Source organism: Streptomyces griseorubiginosus, from assembly GCF_001514195.1.
GTDB classification, from domain to species: domain Bacteria; phylum Actinomycetota; class Actinomycetes; order Streptomycetales; family Streptomycetaceae; genus Streptomyces; species Streptomyces griseorubiginosus.
In genome coordinates, this window is the sequence record NZ_KQ948736.1 from 1,212,499 (window position 1) to 1,230,102 (window position 17,604).

Consider the following 17,604-nt stretch of genomic DNA (forward strand, 5'->3'; position numbering starts at 1 on the left):
TGCGTTCAACGGGTGCGTTAGGGTCACCTCACTCGTAAGCTGTATGAGCTGCTTTGACGCCTTACTCCGTGGCCGCCCTCCAGCTGCCCCTCTCCCGACCGGAGACCGCCGTGCCCAGCCCCTATCGCGCCCTGTTCGCCGCCCCCGGCTCCAAGGGTTTCTCCGCCGCGGGCCTCGTCGGCCGGATGCCGCTGTCGATGATGGGCATCGGCGTGGTCACGATGGTCTCCCAGCTCACCGGCCGGTACGGCCTGGCGGGCAGCCTGTCGGCCACCATCGCGCTGGCCGCCGCCGTGATCGGACCGCAGATCTCGCGCCTGGTGGACCAGCACGGCCAGCGGAAGGTGCTGCGCCCCGCGACGCTCGTCGCGCTCACGGCGGCCGCCGGACTGCTGCTCGCCGCCCACTTCGGCTGGCCCGACTGGACACTGTTCGTCTGCGCCGTCGGTATCGGGGCGGTGCCGAGCCTCGGCGCGATGATCCGCGCGCGCTGGGCGGCCCTGTACCGCGACACCCCGCAGCTGCACACCGCCTACTCCTTCGAGTCGGTGGTCGACGAGGTGTGCTTCATCTTCGGGCCGATCATCTCCATCGGTCTGTCGACGGCCTGGTTCCCCGAGGCCGGACCGCTGCTCGCGGCCTGCTTCCTGGCGATCGGCGTCTTCTGGCTGACCGCGCAGCGGGCCACCGAACCGGCGCCGCATCCGCGCACGGGGCAGGGGGGCGGTTCGGCGCTGCGCTCCCCCGGCCTTCAGGTCCTGGTGGCCACCTTCGTGGCGACCGGCACGATCTTCGGGGCGGTGGACGTGGTCACCGTGGCCTTCGCCGACGAGCAGGGCCACAAGGGCGCCGCGAGCGTGGTGCTGGCGCTCTACGCGGCGGGTTCGTGCGTGGCGGGGCTCGTCTTCGGGCTGCTGCGCCTGCCGGGAGCACCGGAACGTCGCTGGCTGCTGGGCATATGCGCCATGGCCGTGAGTATGATCCCCCTCCTACTGGTCGGAAACTTGCCGTTTCTGGCCGTGGCGCTGTTCGTAGCGGGCCTGTCCATCGCTCCCACGATGATTACGACGATGTCCCTGATCGAGCAGCACGTACCACGCGCGCACCTGACCGAGGGCATGACCTGGATCAGCACCGGGCTCGCGGTGGGGGTCGCGCTCGGCTCCTCGGTGGCCGGCTGGGTGATCGACGTGGCCGGTGCGCGGAGCGGGTACGGGGTTCCGGCGGTAGCCGGGGCCGTCGCGGTCGCGGTCGGTTTCCTGGGGTACCGCCGGCTCAGCAGGCCGGCTCCACGTCGGGGAGGCACCGTTGAGCACGGCAGCGAGCGCGAAGAACGGCACGTGGCGTAACTGGGGCGGCAATGTCGTCGCGCGTCCCGCGCGGGAGGTCACACCCGCCTCGGTCGACGAGCTGGCGGCTGCCGTGCGGAAGGCCGCGGAGGACGGTCTGAAGGTGAAGGCGGTCGGCACCGGGCACTCCTTCACGTCGATCGCGGCGACCGACGGTGTGTTGATCCGCCCTCAACTGTTGACCGGCATCCGCAGCATCGACCGGGACGCCATGACCGTCACGGTGGAGGCGGGCACTCCGCTCAAGAGGCTCAACGTGGCTCTCGCGCGCGAGGGGCTGTCGCTCACCAACATGGGCGACATCATGGAGCAGACGGTCTCCGGGGCCACCAGCACCGGGACCCACGGCACGGGTCGCGAGTCGGGCTCGATAGCCGCCCAGATCAAGGGACTTGAGCTGGTCACGGCCGACGGGTCGGTGCTCAGCTGCTCGGAGAAGGAGAACCCCGAGGTCTTCGCGGCCGCGAGGATCGGCCTGGGCGCCCTCGGCATCGTCACCGCGATCACCTTCGCCGTGGAGCCGATCTTCCTGCTCACCGCCCGCGAGGAGCCGATGAGCTTCGACCAGGTCGCCGGCGCCTTCGACGAACTCTGGGCCGAGAACGAGCACTTCGAGTTCTACTGGTTCCCGCACACCGGTTCCACCACCACCAAGCGCAACAACCGCAGCGCGGGCCCCGAGCAGCCGGTGCCGCAGCTGAAGGGCTGGATCGAGGACGAGTTCCTGTCCAACGGGGTCTTCCAGGTGGCGCAGTGGGTGGGCCGCGCGGCGCCGGGCACCATCCCCTCGATCGCCCGGATCTCCAGCAAGGCGCTGTCCGCGCGGACCTACACCGACATCCCGTACAAGGTCTTCACCTCGCCGCGCCGGGTGCGGTTCGTGGAGATGGAGTACGCCGTCCCGCGCGAGGCCGTGATCGAGACGCTGCGGGAACTGAAGGCGATGGTCGAGCGCTCGGCGCTGCGGGTCAGCTTCCCCGTGGAGGTGCGCACCGCGCCGGCCGACGACATCACGCTGTCCACCGCGTCCGGCCGGGACAGCGCGTACATCGCCGTCCACATGGTCAAGGGCACGCCGTACCAGGCGTACTTCACGGCCGCGGAGCGGATCTTCACGGCGCACGAGGGGCGCCCGCACTGGGGCAAGGTGCACACGCGCGACGCCGAGTACTTCGACGGCGTCTATCCGCGCTTCGGCGAGTTCACCGCGCTCCGGGACCGCCTCGACCCGGACCGCCGCTTCCAGAACGACTACCTGCGCCGGGTGTTGGGGACGTAGCCGGGCGTCGGGGCCGTAGCCGGTGTGTGGCCTTAGGGGCCGCACCGGCCGTTCCGTTTCTGGACATTGCGTGAAGTGCGCCGCATAGCGCGTGAAGTGCGCCACGTTCAAGATCGCCGATCCGCTCAACGACGGGCCGGACATCACCTCTTGAACGAAGTTGAGTGGCGTGCCAATCCACGCACGTGGCCCAAATGGAGTACTGTTGCGAGCCCTGGGTTCGATCTCCCGCCAGGGCGTCCGAAGCCATCAAGGGCGGCCGGGAGGGGGCTAGTTGCACAGGGTGACGGAGTTGGTCACTTAGCGTTGCGAATAGGTAACCGTGCCATAACGGCGATCCAGGGCCCGTGCCCGACACGCCGGGCAACTCGGCAAGGTTGTGGCAGGCTGCACCCGGGCAGGCCACACTCGACTAGCGGAAGCAGCGACGCACGTGACGTCGGCAGGCACCACCCGGGAGGTCCCCATGCCCGAACTGCGTGTCGTGGCCGTCTCCAATGACGGCACACGGCTGGTGCTGAAGGCTGCCGACTCAACGGAGTACACGCTTCCGATCGACGAGCGGCTGCGCGCAGCGGTGCGCGGCGACCGTCCACGCCTCGGTCAGATCGAGATCGAGGTCGAAAGCCATCTCCGTCCCCGCGACATCCAGGCGCGTATACGTGCCGGAGCCACCGCGGAAGAGGTAGCCCAGCTCGCAGGCATCCCCGTAGACCGTGTGCGGCGCTTCGAGGGCCCCGTGCTCGCCGAGCGCGCCTTCATGGCCGAACGGGCCCGCAAGACCCCGGTCCGCCGGCCCGGCGAGAACGCCGGACCGCAGCTCGGCGAGGCCGTGCAGGAGCGGCTGTTGCTGCGCGGCGCCGAGAAGGACACCGTCCAGTGGGACTCCTGGCGCCGCGACGACGGCACCTGGGAAGTGCTGCTGGTCTACTGCGTCGCGGGCGAACCGCACTCGGCGAGCTGGACCTACGACCCGCCCCGGCGGCTCGTCCAGGCCGTCGACGACGAGGCCCGCTCGCTGATCGGGGAGTCCGACGACCTCGCGGCGCCGGAGCCCAGCTTCCCGTTCGTGCCGCGGATCGCCCGGCTGCCGCGCGACCGTCCGCTGGACCGCGCCCTGGACCGGCCGAGCCTGCCCCCGGCCGAGCCCGTCGAGGAGACGGTCGCCGAACGGGACTCGCTGACCAGCCTGTTGGAGGCGGTGCCGAGCTTCCGGGGCGACATGGTCGTACCGGAGCGGCCGTCCGAAACGGCGACCGTCGACGAGCCCGACCCGGAGCCCGAGGCGGAGGAGCCCCCGGCTCCAGCGGCCTCGGCCGGCTCCGCCTACGCGGACGTCCTCATGCCGCGTTCGGTGGCCAGCCACCGTGACCGCCTCATCGGCGCGACCGACCGCCAGGCCGAGGCCGACGGCGTCCGTCCGGGCCGTAGAGCGGCGGTCCCGAGCTGGGACGAGATCGTGTTCGGCACCCGGCGCAAGAAGCAGGAGTAGCCGGCGCTAAGGCTGGGAGCAGCCGGTCCTGCGGCTGGGAGCAACCGGTCCTACGGCTGGTTGAGAGCAGCCGGTTCTACGGCCGTGAGGGCCCGCCTCGGGTGGAGGCGGGCCCTTTCGCTGTCCGCGTGCTCGGGACGTTCCGTGGGCCTACTGGGGGTCCGGGCCCACCGCGACCGGGCGCTCCGGGTCCGAGGACCACTCCGACCACGAACCGACGTACAGGGCGGCCGGGATGCCGGCGACCGCCAGGGCCAGCACCTCGTGGGCGCCGGAGACGCCGGAGCCGCAGTAGACGCCGACCTCGGTGTCGTCGCCGGCGCCGAGGGACTTGAAGCGGGCGTGCAGCTCCTCAGCGGGCAGGAAGCGGCCGTCGGAACCGACGTTGTCCGTGGTGGGCGCCGAGCGGGCGCCCGGGATGTGGCCGCCGACCCGGTCGATCGGTTCCACGTCCCCGCGGTACCGCTCCCCCGCGCGCGCGTCCAGCAGCACTCCCCTGCGGGCGAGAGTCGCGGCCTCGTCGGCGTCCAGGAGGCCTGTCGCGGCCGGCACCGGCTCGAAGTCGCCCTCGGCGAGCGCGGGGCCCGGCACGGAGGACTGGAGCGGGCCCTCCCAGGACGTCAACCCGCCGTCGAGCACTCGCACGTCCGGGTGACCCGTCCAACGCAGCAGCCACCATGCGCGGGCGGCCGCCCAGCCCTGTCCGCCGTCGTACACGACCACCGGCCGGTCCGCGAAGACACCCGCGCGGCGCATCGCGGCCCCGAACACGGCGAGGTCCGGCAGCGGGTGCCGCCCACCGCCACCGGCCGGTCCTGCCAGCTCCCGGTCCAGGTCGACGTAGACGGCGCCCGGGATGTGGCCGGCCGCGTACGCGGCACGGCCGTCGAACGGCGGCTCCCCGGCCGCCTTGGCCACGCTCAACTGCCAGCGGACGTCGAGCAGGACGGGCGGCTTCGGGCCCGCCAGATCGCTCGCGAGTTCGGATGCGGAGATGATGGCGTTCATGGCCCCCATCCTCGCGCACGGGGTGGCCGCGCCGTCCATGTCCGGCTACTCTGCTCCGCCGAGCAGGCCCGATCACCAGGCGTACGGGAACGGGCACATGCTGTACAGCCGATCGCCATCCGTCGGCCATCGCGCGCCATGGGACGGGCAACCGCCCGCCGGGCACGCCCGGGCACGGGAGTGCCGTGCGGCGGCGCGCCCGGAACGCGCGGCACCGCGGGTGGTGCGAGCATCGGCACGGAGGTCCGGACCGCGGACACGACACGGCCACCGCGAGGGGCCGAGGAGAGAGTGACGATGACCGAGGCAAGGGAGCCGGCCGCCAGGCCCGCTCGGTACACGCCCGGTACCCCCTGCTGGGTGAGTCTGATGGTGCACGGGATGGCCGCCACCCAGGAGTTCTACGGCTCCCTGTTCGGCTGGGAGTTCGTGCCCGGGCCGCAGCAGCTCGGGCCCTACGTCCGGGCCCAGCTCGGCGGCCAGGAGGTCGCCGGGATCGGCCAGCTGCCGCCCGACCGGCATCTTCCGGTCGCCTGGACGCCGTACCTCGCCTCGGAGGACGTGGACCTGACGGCCGAGACGGTACGGCTGTGCGGCGGCACGGTCGGGGTGGGACCGCTGGACGCCGGGGACGCGGGGCGGCTGGTGATCGGCTCGGATCCCTCCGGTGCCGTTTTCGGCGTGTGGCAGGCGGCCGCGCTCCTCGGCACGTCCGTCGCGGGGGTCCCGGGCACGCCGGCCTGGCACGAACTGCTGACCGTCGAGACGGAGGGCGTCGCCAAGTTCTACGAGACGGTGTTCGGCTTCGAGGAGGAGCCGGTGGTCTCCGCCGACCTCGACTACGTCACCCTCCACGCCGGCGGCCGCCCGGTCGCCGGCCTCCACGGCGTCGGCCACGACCTCCCCCGCGACCGGGGCCCGCACTGGATGACGTACTTCGAGGTGGCCTCCGCCGACGCGGCGACCCGGCTCCTGGTGGACCTCGGCGGCCATGTGCTGCGCCCGCCCCACGACAGTCCGCACGGACGCGTGGCCACAGTGGCGGATCCGGAGGGGGCGCGGTTCTCGCTGATCGAGAACCCTCGCTGAGGACTCGTCGAGAACCGGCGGCTGAGGGCTCATCGGGAACCGGCGCCGAGAGAAACGAGAACCCGCGCGAGCCCTCGGTCAACGGCACGCCCCGCCTCGATGGCCTCGGTCAACGGCACGCCCCGCGACGATGCCCTCGGTCAGACGTGCGCCCCGGTCTGCTCGACCGGCAGCACGTCCGGGGACAGGGCGGCCGCCCGGGCCGTACCCGAGGTCATGCGGCGGCGGTGGTGGCGGCGGCACAGGACCTCGTAGCCGATGTCGTCGGACTGGTTGACGTCACCGACGACCACCTGGGCGCCCTCGACGACCATCTCCCCGCCCACCGTACGGGCGTTGTGCGTGGCCCGGGCGCCGCACCAGCACAGGGCCTCGACCTGGAGGACCTCGACCCGGTCGGCCAGTTCGACCAGGCGCTGGGAGCCGGGGAACAGCTTGGAGCGGAAGTCGGTGGTGATGCCGAAGGCGTACACGTCGAGGTCCAGGTCGTCGACCACGCGGGCGAGTTGGTCGATCTGCTCCGGCGCGAGGAACTGCGCCTCGTCCGCGATCACGTAGTCCGCGCGGCCGCCGCGCGAGAGGTGGTCGACGAGGTAGGCGTACAGGTCCTGGCCGTCCTCGACCTCCACCGCGTCGGTGACCAGGCCGAGCCGGGAGGAGAGCTTGCCCTCGCCGGCCCGGTCGTCCCGGGTGAAGATCATGCCCGTCAGGCCGCGCGCCGAGCGGTTGTGCTCGATCTGGAGAGCCAGCGTGGACTTCCCGCAGTCCATCGTTCCGGAGAAGAACACCAGCTCGGGCATGGCGAGTCGAGCACCTTTCGGTTTCTGCGGCGGACAGGGCCGGATCGGCTTCAGGAGCGTACTTCGAGCAGGGGGACCAGTTGCTCGGCGGGGGTCATGGAACCGTGGTTGCCGACCATCGCCGACTCCTTCGGCTCCCGCTCGGAAGCGATGAGCAGGACGTCGTCGCGGGCGGCGGCCACCACGTCGCCGATCCGGTCGTACACCCGCTCGTCGATACGGTCCGGCGGCCCGAACCAGCCCGCCGCGACGGCCTCGTCCCGCGAAGCGACCCAGAACTGCTCGCCGAGGACCTCGCGCCAACAGGTCAGCACGTCGCCCGCGGCGCCCGGCACGGCGTACACATGGCGGGCCCGGCCCTCGCCGCCCAGCAGGGCGACCCCGGCGCGCAGTTCCCAGTCCTCGTCGAAGTCGATGCGGTGCTGCTCGTCGAAGGGGATGTCGAGCATGCCGTGGTCGGCGGTGACGTACAGCGCGCTGTTCGCGGGCAGTTGCTCGGCGAGACGCTGGACCAGGCGGTCGACGTACATCAACTGGCCGCGCCAGGTGTCGGAGTCGACGCCGAAGCGGTGGCCCGCGCCGTCCACCTCGGCGTAGTACGTGTACACCAACGAGCGGTCGCCGGCGGCCAGTTGCTCGGCCGCGAGGTCCACCCGGTCCTCGCCGGCCAGCCGCCCGTGGAAGGTCCCGCCGCTGAGCGCGACCTTGGTGAGCGGGGTGTTCTGGAAGGTGGGCGAGGTGACCTGGGCCGCGTGCACCCCCGCCTGGTGGGCGAGTTGGAAGACCGTGGGGTACGGCTGCCAGGCGGCCGGCTTGGTCCACGGCTGCCAGCGCAGCTGGTTCATCAGCTCGCCCGTGGCCGGGTTGCGCACGGTGTAGCCGGGCAGGCCGTGTTCGCCCGGCGGCCGGCCGGTGCCGACGGAGGCGAGGGAGGTCGCGGTGGTCGCCGGGTAGCCGGTGGTCAGGGGGCGGCCGGTGCCGCCGCGCGAGGTGCCGAGCAGCGAGGTCATGAAGGGCGCCTCGTCCGGGTGTGCCTTCAGCTGCTCCCAGCCCAGGCCGTCGATCAGGAACACGCAGTTCCGGTCGGCGGGGGTGAGCTCGGTGATCGCGGCGGTCATGTCCGGTACGGCCATGCCGGCGGCGAGGGTCGGCAGCAGGTCGGCGAGGGAGCCGGTGCCGTACTCGGGGACGGGCGCGGTGTCGAGGGCGAGGGGTTCGGGGTGGTCCCAGGCGGCCGGCTGTGCCATCAGCGGGTGACGTCCGCGGTCGCCTCGGAGATGGCCTGCGCGAAGGCGAGGGCCTGGCGCACGGTGTCCGGGCCGTCCCCCGCCTCACTGACGCGCAGGCTGAGGTCGTCGGCCGTGGAGCTGCCGGTGTAGCCGTGGTCCGCCTCGCAGTTGGGGTCGCCGCAGGCGGCGGGCTCCAGGTCGATACGGGAGACGGCACCCCAGCCGATGGTCAGCACGACCTCGCGGGGCAGGGTGCCCGGCTGGTACTGCTCGGGGTTGGCGACGACCCGGCTCACCACGACCGACGAGATCCGGCCGAGCTTCACGGACTCCGTGGAGGTGGTGGCGTACGGCGTCGGGGAGGTGCTGTCCGCGGCCTGCTCGTCGGTGTGGCTGACGATGAAGCGGTTGCCGGTGAGGACGAGCACGGTCACGTGCCGCCGCACCTCGTTCTGGTCGAACGTCGTCTCCTGGTGGACCAGGTACGACCGGATCGGCTCGCCGCCGACGGCGGCCTCCACCGCCTCGGCCACGAGGGCCGGGTAGTAGCCGCTGCGCTCGATCGCCGCTCGCAGCCCCTGGGTCGTCGTACTGGTCTTGGCCATGACGTCCATCCTACGGGGGCGCACTGACTGCGAGGCACCGCTCGCCGCAGCTCAGTACGTGGGGAGTGTCCGCGGGCCGAGGTCGTCGCGGGCGGGCGGCGGCGCGAGCCGTACGGAGGCGCCGAGGACGCTCAGACCGCGCGGGGCGACGACGACCGGTTCCAGGGTGACCGCCACGACCTCGGGATGGTCGTCGACCAGCCGGGACACCCGCAGCAACAGCTCTTCCAGGGCGGGTGTGTCGACGGGCGTGGAGCCGCGCCAGCCGAAGAGGAGCGGCGCCGTCCGGATCGATCGGACGAGGCTCGCCGCCTCCCGGTCGGTGACCGGGATCAGCCGGTGCGCGGTGTCGCCGAGCAACTGCGAGGCGGCCCCGGCGAGCCCGAAGGACAGCACGGCACCGGCGGCGGGGTCGATGACGGCCCGGATGACGGTGTCCACCCCGCGCGGGGCCATCCCCTGCACCACGGGCCGCAGTTCGTCGGGCGTGCCGAACAGCTCGGTCAGCTCGGTGTACGCCCGTCGCAGCTGCTCCTCGTCCGCGAGGTCGAGGCGTACGCCGCCGAGGTCGGCGCGGTGGCGCAGGTGCGGGGCGGTGGCCTTGAGGGCGACCGGGTAGCCGAGGGTGCGGGCGGCCTCCGCGGCGGCGTCGGAGGTGGGGGCGGGCAGCGCGCGGTGGACCTCTATGCCGTACGTGCCGAGCAGCTCGCAGGTCTCGTCGCCGCCGAGGCTGAGGCCCTGCCCGCGCGTGAGCAGGCCGTCGATGAGGGCGGCGGCGCCCTTCTCGTCGACGTTGTCGTACTCGGGCACCTTGCCGGGTTCGGCGGCGTCCCGGCGCCACTGGGCGTACTCCACCACGTCGGACAGGGCCCGCACCGCGCGCTCGGCCGCGGGGTAGGCGGGGATGAGGCGCTCGGAGGTCTCGGGGGCGGGCGGCTCGGCGGGGGCCGGGGTGGCGCGCAGCCGGTCCAGGGCGCGGAAGGGGTGGTCGGCGCGGATCACCGGCGGGACGGCGGCGGCCTGGGGTGCGGTGCTGGTCGCTGCGGACAGCGCCTCCGCGAGGCCGCCGAGTTCGACGTGGACCACGAGGACCGGCTTGCCGGGGACCTGCTCCGCCGCGGACCTGAGGGCCTCGGCGAGCGCGGCGTCGCCCGCCGATCCCCCGCCGACCGCCGGGATGGCCGTGACGATCACCGCGTCACTGGAGTCGTCGGCCAACGCGCGCGCGAGGGCCACGTGGAAGTCCTCCGGCGTGGCCGCGGTGGTCAGGTCCAGCGGGGGCGTCGGCTTCAGGCCCTCGGCCACGCACGCGTCGTAGGTGAGCAGGCCGAGCGATTCGGAGTTGCCGAGGATCGCTACCTTGGGCCCGGTGGGCAGCGGCTGGCGGGCCAGCAGCAGGCCGGTGTCGACGAGTTCGGTGATGGTGTCCACGCGGATCACGCCGGCCTGCCGCAGCAGCGCGGACACCGTGGTGTGCGGCAGGCGCGTGGCGCGCACGGCGTGGCCCTGCGGGGCGGATCCGGCCCCCTGCACGACGACCAGGGGCTTGGCCGCCGCCGTACGCCGGGCGAGGCGGGTGAACTTGCGGGGGTTGCCGATGGACTCCAGGTACATGAGGACGACGTCGGTGTCCGGGTCGTCGTACCAGTACTGGAGGACGTCGTTGCCGGAGACGTCCGCGCGGTTGCCGGAGGAGACGAAGGTGGAGACGCCGGTGACGCCGGTGACCCCGCCGCCGCGGCGGTGCAGCCGGGAGAGCAGGGCGATGCCGATGGCGCCCGACTGGGCGAACAGGCCGATCCGGCCGGGGCGGGGGGTCTCGGGGGCCAGGGACGCGTTGAGCCGGACGTCCGGGTGGGTGTTGATGATGCCGAAGGCGTTCGGGCCGATGATCCGCATGCCGTACGCGCGTGCGTGCCGGACCAGTTCGCGCTGGCGCTCGCGGCCTTCGGGGCCGCTCTCGGCGTACCCGGCGGACAGCACGACGAGTCCCTGCACGCCGTGCGCCCCGCACTCGGCGACCACGTCGGGGACGTGGTCGGCCGGTACGGCGACGACCGCGAGGTCGACGGGGCCGTCGATGTCGCTCACCGAGCGGTGCGCGGGGATCCCGTCGAGGTCCTTCTGCTCCTCGGGGAAGGCCTTGTTCACGGCGTACAGGCGGCCCTCGAAGCCGTAGTCCCGGATGTTGGCGAGGACGCTGCGGCCCACACCGCCGGGAGTGCGGCCGACGCCGACGACGGCGACGGAGCCGGGGGCGAGCAGCCGCTGCACGGACCGCGCCTCGGCGCGCTGCTCGCGCGCGTACTGCACGGCGAGGGAGCGGTCGGTGGGCTCCAGGTCGAACTCCAGGCGGACGACGCCGTCCTCGAAGCTGCGCTTCTGGGTGTACCCGGCGTCGGTGAACACCTTGATCATCTTGACGTTGGCCGGCAGCACCTCGGCGGCGAAGCGCCGGATGCCGCGCTCGCGTGCGACGGCCCCGATGTGTTCCAGGAGGGCGGAGGCGACACCGCGCCCCTGGTGGGCGTCCTGGACGAGGAAGGCGACCTCGGCCTCGTCGGCGGGGGCGGAGGCGGGCATGCCGTCCTCGCCGATGCGGTCGTAGCGTACGGTGGCGATGAACTCGCCGCCGATGGTGACGGCGAGTCCCACCCGGTCCACGAAGTCGTGGTGCGTGAAGCGGTGGACGTCCTTGGCGGACAGGCGTGGGTAGGGCGCGAAGAAGCGGTAGTACTTCGACTCGTCCGAGACCTGCTCGTAGAAGCTGACCAGGCGATCGGCGTCGTCGACGGTGATGGGCCTGATGCGCGCGGTGCCGCCGTCGCGCAGCACTACGTCGGCCTCCCAGTGGGCGGGGTACTCGTGCCGGTCCGACGCGCTCTGCATGGGCCCCAGAGTACGGCTCGCGTACGACAACGGCGCGAGGCAGTCTGTGGAGAACGAGCGAGCGCACGAGGACTCGCCAGGACGGACGTCGGACCGAGGCCGCGGTCCGACTGCTCACCCCGGGAGGGACATCGGGTCCCCTCCGGAGACGCTTCACGTGTGGGAAACTGGTCTAGACAACCCTGAACACCGAAGGGCAGCATCACATGGCTGAGCGCCGCGTCAACGTCGGCTGGGCCGAGGGCCTCCACGCCCGACCCGCTTCCATCTTCGTCCGGGCCGCCACGGCCGCAGGTATCCCGGTGACGATCGCCAAGGCCGACGGCAACCCCGTCAACGCGGCCTCCATGCTGGCCGTCCTCGGCCTCGGCGCCCAGGGCGGCGAGGAGGTCGTCCTCGCCTCCGACGCCGAGGGCGCGGACGCGGCCCTCGACCGGCTCGCGAAGCTGGTCGCCGAGGGACTCGAGGAGCTTCCCGAGACCGTCTGAGCTTCGGGACACAGCGCGGTAAAACAAGTCGAAGGGCTCGTCCGGATTATCGGGCGGGCCCTTCGCATTTCCCTTTCGCGGGCAGCAGAAATACTGCCCCACGAATTCCCTCCTCTTTGTATACGGCGCCTGTGTTAATGCCGCAGGCCTGTCACGTTTACAGGATGTTGCGAGGTCCTCACACGGTCCGGGCGATCCGCTCCCGAGGTGAGCCGCAGCCGGTGCGCCGCACCCGAGCGCTCGGTGTGCAGCGCCGTGATCGCCCGCGCGCGTTCGCCGTCCCCGCGCGCCACCGCGTCCACGATCGCGCCGTGCTCCGCCCACGACTCCACCGGGTCGGCCGGCGCGTCCACGACGTACATCCAGGCGATCTTGTGACGGAGCTGGGTCAGCACCGAGGTCATCGCCGGGCTGCCGGCGGCCTGGGCGAGCGTCTCGTGGAACCAGCCCCCCAGGGAGCGCAGATCCTCGCTGTTGCCCCGCCTGGCACGCTCCTGACCCAGCCGGACCAGGCCGCGCAGCACCTTCAGATGGGCCTCGGTGCGCCGCTGGGCGGCCCGGGCGGCGCCGAGCGGTTCGAGGAGCAGGCGCATCTCCAGGAGGTCCGCGCCCTCCTGCTCGGTCGGTTCGGCGACGCACGCGCCCGCGTGCCGCCGCGTCACCACGAAGCCCTCGGCCTCCAGGGTGCGCAGGGCCTCCCGGACCGGGACACGGGAGACGCCGTAGCGGCGGGCAAGCAGTTCCTCGGTGAGCCGGCTGCCGCGCTCGTGGACACCGGCGACGATGTCGTCCCGGATCGCCGTGCATACCGAGTGCGCCGGAATACGCATGTCCGACCTCCGTCTTAATCCCCGCGAAACGTCGCCGATTGACGTGTGTTCAGTGACTCTATTGCAATCAGCGGGAATTTCCGACGGCGGACCGGAATCCGGGGATATTTTTTGGACAAGGGGGCTCCGGAAACGACGAAACCCCGGCTCGGGCAGCCGGGGCTTCGCGGAGATCGCGCGAAGGTCTCGCGCGGAAGCGGTGTCAGACGTTGACGCCGTGCGAACGCAGGTAGGCGACGGGGTCGATGTCCGAGCCGTAGTCGGGGGTGGTGCGCGCCTCGAAGTGCAGGTGCGGTCCGGTGGTGTTGCCGGTCGCGCCGGACAGGCCGATCTGCTGCCCGGGGGTGACCGACTGGCCGACCGAGACGCCGATGGACGACAGGTGGCCGTACTGGGTGTACGTGCCGTCGGCCATCCTGATCACGATGTTGTTGCCGTACGCCCCGCCCCAGCCTGCCTCCACGACGGTACCGCGGCCGACCGCGTGCACGGAGGTGCCGCTGGCGGCGTGGAAGTCGACACCGGTGTGGCTGCCGGACGACCAGATGGAGCCGCCGCTCTTGTAGCCGGTCGAGATGTAGGAGCCGGAGATCGGGGCGACGAAGGCGTTGAGACGCTTGCGCTCGGCCTCGCGGGCGGCGCGCTCCTTGGCCTCGCGTATCTCCTTGGCCCTGGCCTCGGCCTTGCGCTTGGCCTCGGCGGCCGCCTTCTTCTGTGCGGCGGCCTGCTCCTGGGCCACGGCCTGCGCGTCGATCTGCGCGGCGAGCGACTGGCCGGTGCTGACGACGGGCATGAGACCGCTCTGCTCCACGGCGGTGACGGAGTTGTCGGCGGCGAGCGCCGGAGCGGCGACGGCGCCGATGACGCCGGTGGTGGCGAGGGCGGCGACGCCCGCGGCTCGGGCGGTGGTGCGCTTCATGCGGCTGGGACGACGGTGCTTCCCGGTGGCGCAGGTGAACGCCATGTGGTGGCTGATCCTTTCCTTCCTTCTCGCCTACCGGGTTAGCTGACGGGTTCGGAGCAGGAAGGTCTCCTACGAGCCCCGCGCGATGCACGGACGCCCGATTCACCCCAGGGACTTGGTGTGGGTCCCCGGCTCCCCTGGCTCGCGCCGTACGGGGACTCGGCGATGGCTGTCCGGTGCCGCGGGCGCGGCGCACTGCCTGACGAACAGCCCGGATGACGCTAAGCGGGGCGGCTTTCAAGGCCCAAACGGATCACGGTGTTTGTAGCGCATCCCACAGGGCAGACAGGCAACCTCCCACCCAATTCGGACATCTGAGTGAGTTGGATGTCCGAGCGACCTGGGTGTCGAAGGGGCCCTGGTGGCACATGCGTCACCAGGGCCCCTGTGGGTCGCGTCCGTGCGGGTCGCGTCCGCGTGGGTCGCGTCCGCTACTCGGCTGTCACGACCTTGACCTCGCCGATGCCGAGGGCCTCCACGGGCTCCTTGATGGCGGCCGCGTCGCCGACCAGGACCGTCACCAGCCGGTCCACCGGGAAGGCGTTCACGACGGCCGCGGTGGCCTCCACGGTGCCGGTCGCGGCGAGCTGCTGGTACAGCGTCGCCTGGTAGTCGTCCGGCAGGTGCTGCTCGACCTGGTCGGCCAGCGTGCTCGCTACGGCCGCCGCGGTCTCGTACTTGAGCGGCGCCACCCCGACGAGGTTCTGCACGGCGACATCGCGCTCGGCGTCGGTGAGACCGCCCTCGGCGAGCGTGCGCAGTACCTTCCACAGGTCGTCCAGGGCGGGACCGGTGTTCGGGGTGTCCACGGAGCCGCTGATGGCGAGCATCGCGGCCCCCGAGCCGTCCGGGGCGGACCTGAGGACCTGCCCGAACGCGCGCACGCCGTAGGTGTAGCCCTTCTCCTCGCGCAGGACCCGGTCCAGTCGCGAGGTGAGGGTGCCGCCGAGGCAGTACGTGCCGAGCACCTGCGCGGGCCACACGCGTGCGTGCCGGTCGGAACCGGTACGGCCGATCAGGAGCTGCGTCTGGACGGCTCCGGGGCGGTCCACGATGACGACCCGGCCGGTGTCGTCGGCGGTCACCGGCGGCACGGGGCGCGGCTGGGCCGCGGAGCCGGTCCAGGAGCCGAGGGTGTCGGCGAGCAGCGCGTCCAGGTCGATGCCGGTGAGGTCGCCGACGACCACGGCGGTCGCGGTGGCGGGGCGTACGTGCTTCTCGTAGAAGGCGCGTACGGCGGCGGAGTCGATGTTCTCGACGGTCTCCGCGGTGCCCTGGCGCGGACGCGACATGCGCGAGTCCGCCGGGAACAGCTCCCGGGAGAGCTCCTTGGCGGCGCGGCGGGACGGGTTGGCCAGCTCGTGCGGGATCTCGTCCAGGCGGTTGGTGACGAGCCGTTCGACCTCGCTGTCCGCGAACGCGGGCGCCCTGAGGGCGTCGGCCAGCAGACCGAGCGCCTTGGCGAGACGGGAGGCGGGCACCTCGAGGCTGAGACGGACGCCGGGGTGGTCGGCGTGCGCGTCCAGGGTGGCGCCGCAGCGCTCCAGCTCGGCGGCGAAGTCCTCGGCGGAGTGCTTGTCGGTGCCCTCGGAGAACGCGCGCGCCATGATCGTGGCGACGCCGTCCAGGCCGGCCGGCTCGGCGTCCAGGGGCGCGTCCAGAAGCACCTCGACGGCGACGACCTGCTGGCCGGGGCGGTGGCAGCGCAGCAGCGTGAGGCCGTTGTCGAGCGTTCCGCGCTCAGGGGCGGGGAAGGCCCAGACCTTGGGCTCGCCCGCCTGCGGCTGCGGGTGGAATTCCATCGCGGCGAGCTCGGTCACTTGGCCGCCTCCTCGTTGTCGTCGGTGGCTTCTACGGTCGCCGCGGCCTGCGGGTCCTCGGAGGCGTCCTCGGCACTGTCGGCGATCTCGGCGGGAGCGGTGGGCTCGTAGACCAGCACCGCACGGTTGTCGGGACGCAGCTTGGCCTTGGCGACGGCCTGGACCTCCTCGGCGCTCACGTCCAGGACGCGCTGCACGGCGGTCAGGGCGAGCTGGGGGTCACCGAACAGGACGGCGTAGCGGCACAGTTCGTCGGCGCGGCCCGCGACGGTGCCGAGCCGGTCCAGCCACTCGCGCTCCAACTGGGCCTGGGCGCGCTCCATCTCCTCGGCGGTGGGCCCCTCCGCGGCGAACCGGGCGAGCTCCTCGTCGATGGCGGCCTCGATGACCGGCACCTCGACGTCCCCGGAGGTCTTCACGTCCAGCCAGCCCAGGGAGGGCGCTCCGGCCAGGCGCAGCAGGCCGAAGCCGGCCGCGACGGCCGTACGGTCGCGCCGTACGAGCCGGTTGTAGAGGCGGGACGACTCGCCGCCGCCGAGGACGGTCAGGGCGAGGTCGGCCGCGTCCGCCTCGCGGGTGCCGTCGTGGGGCAGCCGGTAGGCGGCCATCAACGCGCGCGCGGGAACCTCCTCCTCGACGACCTCGCGCAACTGCTCGCCGATGATCTCGGGGAGCGAGCCGTCGCGGGGCGCGGGCTTGCCGTCGTGCGAGGGGATGGAGCCGAAGTACTTCTCGATCCAGGCGAGCGTCTGCTCCGGGTCGATGTCGCCGACGACCGACAGGACGGCGTTGTTGGGCGCGTAGTAGGTGCGGAAGAACGCGCGGGCGTCCTCCAGGGTGGCCGCGTCCAGGTCGGCCATCGAACCGATCGGGGTGTGGTGGTAAGGGTGGCCCTCGGGGTACGCGAGCGCGGTGAGCTTCTCGAACGCGGTGCCGTAGGGGACGTTGTCGTAGCGCTGCCTGCGCTCGTTCTTGACGACGTCGCGCTGGTTCTCCATCGACTCGTCGTCGAGGGCGGCCAACAGGGAGCCCATGCGGTCGGCCTCCAGCCAGAGGGCGAGCTCCAGCTGGTGGGTGGGCATGGTCTCGAAGTAGTTGGTGCGCTCGAAGCTGGTGGTGCCGTTGAGCGAGCCGCCCGCGCCCTGGACCAGCTCGAAGTGCCCGTTGCCGTGCACCTGCTTCGAGCCCTGGAACATCAGGTGCTCGAAGAGGTGAGCCAGGCCGGTACGGCCCTTGACCTCGTGGCGCGAACCGACGTCGTACCAGAGGCACACCGCCGCGACCGGGGTCAGGTGGTCCTCGGAGAGCACCACGCGAAGGCCGTTGGCCAGGCGGTGCTCGGTCGCTGTCAGGCCCCCGGTGCCTGCCTGGTCTGTGGCCGTGTGACCCATGGGCATGTACGTCCCTTCGATCGCGGTCGCGGTCGTGGAAACCGCGGTGTGCAGAGCTGTTTTCCTGCCGGTCCTGCCACTTTATGCAAGCGTGCGGACCCTGGGTGAAGTTCCCGGGGCGCGTACGCCCACAGCGGATCGCGTAGCCTGCGGGCAACCGTGAGCGGGGCACTGCGCGAGCGCCGGGCCGGGTGGTTCGGTGGTCGCCGGGCGGACGGCCTGTGGTCGCCGGGCCTGGTGGCCTGGTGGTCGCCTGCCGGGCGGCTCAGCCGGGTCCTGGCCCGGACTGTCAGTGCCGCGGTCCACAATGGTCCGCGTCAGATCCTGTTCACGCTTCAGCAAGAGTGAGCCAAAGGGCCGATGTGAGCGAC

15 protein-coding genes and 1 riboswitch are annotated in these 17,604 nt (G+C 72.2%); of the genes, 6 read left to right on the plus strand and 9 right to left on the minus strand.

Annotated elements, in window-relative coordinates; genetic code table 11:
- Positions 1-110 precede the first annotated feature (110 nt).
- The 3 genes from AQJ54_RS17955 to sepH all read left to right on the plus strand — a co-directional run bounded on the left by AQJ54_RS17955 (position 111) and on the right by sepH (position 4,120).
- On the plus strand, positions 111-1,349 hold the full coding sequence (locus tag AQJ54_RS17955) for an MFS transporter (RefSeq protein ID WP_062238709.1): 1,239 nt from the start codon (positions 111-113) through the stop codon (positions 1,347-1,349).
- Positions 1,309-2,628, plus strand: coding sequence for a D-arabinono-1,4-lactone oxidase (locus AQJ54_RS17960; protein WP_062022494.1), 1,320 nt, complete (start codon positions 1,309-1,311; stop codon positions 2,626-2,628). Before AQJ54_RS17955 ends, AQJ54_RS17960 begins: the two co-directional genes overlap by 41 nt.
- 466 nt (positions 2,629-3,094) lie before the next feature.
- Positions 3,095-4,120 (plus strand): septation protein SepH, encoded by a 1,026-nt coding sequence (gene sepH / locus AQJ54_RS17965; protein ID WP_020139196.1) that lies wholly within the window; start codon positions 3,095-3,097, stop codon positions 4,118-4,120.
- Between the two features lie 150 nt (positions 4,121-4,270).
- On the opposite strand, the gene AQJ54_RS17970 is transcribed toward sepH, so the two are convergent.
- The gene (locus tag AQJ54_RS17970) at positions 4,271-5,128 is read right to left on the minus strand and encodes a sulfurtransferase (protein ID WP_062022496.1); all 858 of its coding nucleotides are present in this window, start codon (positions 5,126-5,128) and stop codon (positions 4,271-4,273) included.
- A 297-nt stretch (positions 5,129-5,425) separates the two neighbouring features.
- Here AQJ54_RS17970 and AQJ54_RS17975 point away from each other — a divergent pair, with 297 nt between their 5' ends.
- On the plus strand, positions 5,426-6,217 hold the full coding sequence (locus AQJ54_RS17975) for a VOC family protein (protein ID WP_062238461.1): 792 nt from the start codon (positions 5,426-5,428) through the stop codon (positions 6,215-6,217).
- Positions 6,218-6,357: 140 nt separating this feature from the next.
- Here AQJ54_RS17975 and AQJ54_RS17980 read toward each other — a convergent pair whose 3' ends face one another.
- Genes AQJ54_RS17980 through AQJ54_RS17995 form a run of 4 tightly spaced genes read right to left on the minus strand, consistent with a single transcriptional unit; the run spans position 6,358 to position 11,740 of the window.
- Positions 6,358-7,017 carry a thymidine kinase gene (locus AQJ54_RS17980; RefSeq protein ID WP_062022501.1) on the minus strand — a complete coding sequence of 220 codons (660 nt, stop codon included), beginning with the start codon at positions 7,015-7,017 and terminating at the stop codon, positions 6,358-6,360.
- A gap of 50 nt (positions 7,018-7,067) precedes the next feature.
- Positions 7,068-8,264: an alkaline phosphatase family protein gene (locus tag AQJ54_RS17985; protein WP_062238463.1), complete on the minus strand. Its 1,197-nt coding sequence runs from the start codon at positions 8,262-8,264 to the stop codon at positions 7,068-7,070.
- Positions 8,264-8,860, minus strand: coding sequence for a DUF5998 family protein (locus AQJ54_RS17990; RefSeq protein WP_079069891.1), 597 nt, complete (start codon positions 8,858-8,860; stop codon positions 8,264-8,266). The genes AQJ54_RS17985 and AQJ54_RS17990 overlap by 1 nt, the downstream gene beginning before the upstream one ends.
- 42 nt (positions 8,861-8,902) lie before the next feature.
- Complete coding sequence (locus AQJ54_RS17995) at positions 8,903-11,740, minus strand: bifunctional acetate--CoA ligase family protein/GNAT family N-acetyltransferase (protein ID WP_062238465.1); 2,838 nt, start codon at positions 11,738-11,740, stop codon at positions 8,903-8,905.
- A gap of 206 nt (positions 11,741-11,946) precedes the next feature.
- Between AQJ54_RS17995 and AQJ54_RS18000 the strand changes: the two genes are divergently transcribed.
- A complete protein-coding gene (locus AQJ54_RS18000) occupies positions 11,947-12,228 on the plus strand; it encodes an HPr family phosphocarrier protein (protein ID WP_020139189.1) in 282 nt (93 codons plus the stop codon).
- Between the two features lie 134 nt (positions 12,229-12,362).
- Here the strand turns inward: AQJ54_RS18000 and AQJ54_RS18005 are convergent, their stop codons facing one another.
- From AQJ54_RS18005 to AQJ54_RS18020, 4 genes are all read right to left on the minus strand, one after another.
- Complete coding sequence (locus tag AQJ54_RS18005) at positions 12,363-13,058, minus strand: GntR family transcriptional regulator (RefSeq protein WP_062022513.1); 696 nt, start codon at positions 13,056-13,058, stop codon at positions 12,363-12,365.
- 202 nt (positions 13,059-13,260) lie between these two features.
- Positions 13,261-14,022: a M23 family metallopeptidase gene (locus tag AQJ54_RS18010; protein WP_062238466.1), complete on the minus strand. Its 762-nt coding sequence runs from the start codon at positions 14,020-14,022 to the stop codon at positions 13,261-13,263.
- Between the two features lie 13 nt (positions 14,023-14,035).
- Positions 14,036-14,197: riboswitch (cyclic di-AMP (ydaO/yuaA leader) on the minus strand.
- Between the two features lie 256 nt (positions 14,198-14,453).
- Entirely contained in the window at positions 14,454-15,842 is a 1,389-nt protein-coding gene (locus AQJ54_RS18015; protein ID WP_030314103.1) for a M16 family metallopeptidase, read from the minus strand.
- Positions 15,839-17,233, minus strand: coding sequence for a M16 family metallopeptidase (locus tag AQJ54_RS18020; RefSeq protein WP_079069892.1), 1,395 nt, complete (start codon positions 17,231-17,233; stop codon positions 15,839-15,841). Before AQJ54_RS18020 ends, AQJ54_RS18015 begins: the two co-directional genes overlap by 4 nt.
- 159 nt (positions 17,234-17,392) lie before the next feature.
- On the opposite strand from AQJ54_RS18020, the gene AQJ54_RS45660 reads away from it, so the two are divergent.
- The gene (locus tag AQJ54_RS45660) at positions 17,393-17,581 is read left to right on the plus strand and encodes a hypothetical protein (protein WP_159055529.1); all 189 of its coding nucleotides are present in this window, start codon (positions 17,393-17,395) and stop codon (positions 17,579-17,581) included.
- Positions 17,582-17,604: the final 23 nt, after the last annotated feature.

Coding starts and splice junctions, on each gene's coding strand:
- AQJ54_RS18010 (WP_062238466.1), bottom strand. CDS start 14,022: ATGGCGTTCACCTGCGCCACCGGGAAGCACCGTCGTCCCAGCCGCATG.
- AQJ54_RS17975 (WP_062238461.1), top strand. CDS start 5,426: ATGACCGAGGCAAGGGAGCCGGCCGCCAGGCCCGCTCGGTACACGCCC.
- AQJ54_RS18005 (WP_062022513.1), bottom strand. CDS start 13,058: ATGCGTATTCCGGCGCACTCGGTATGCACGGCGATCCGGGACGACATC.
- AQJ54_RS18020 (WP_079069892.1), bottom strand. CDS start 17,233: ATGGGTCACACGGCCACAGACCAGGCAGGCACCGGGGGCCTGACAGCG.
- AQJ54_RS18000 (WP_020139189.1), top strand. CDS start 11,947: ATGGCTGAGCGCCGCGTCAACGTCGGCTGGGCCGAGGGCCTCCACGCC.
- AQJ54_RS17970 (WP_062022496.1), bottom strand. CDS start 5,128: ATGAACGCCATCATCTCCGCATCCGAACTCGCGAGCGATCTGGCGGGC.
- sepH (WP_020139196.1), top strand. CDS start 3,095: ATGCCCGAACTGCGTGTCGTGGCCGTCTCCAATGACGGCACACGGCTG.
- AQJ54_RS17980 (WP_062022501.1), bottom strand. CDS start 7,017: ATGCCCGAGCTGGTGTTCTTCTCCGGAACGATGGACTGCGGGAAGTCC.
- AQJ54_RS17990 (WP_079069891.1), bottom strand. CDS start 8,860: ATGGACGTCATGGCCAAGACCAGTACGACGACCCAGGGGCTGCGAGCG.
- AQJ54_RS17985 (WP_062238463.1), bottom strand. CDS start 8,264: ATGGCACAGCCGGCCGCCTGGGACCACCCCGAACCCCTCGCCCTCGAC.
- AQJ54_RS17995 (WP_062238465.1), bottom strand. CDS start 11,740: ATGCAGAGCGCGTCGGACCGGCACGAGTACCCCGCCCACTGGGAGGCC.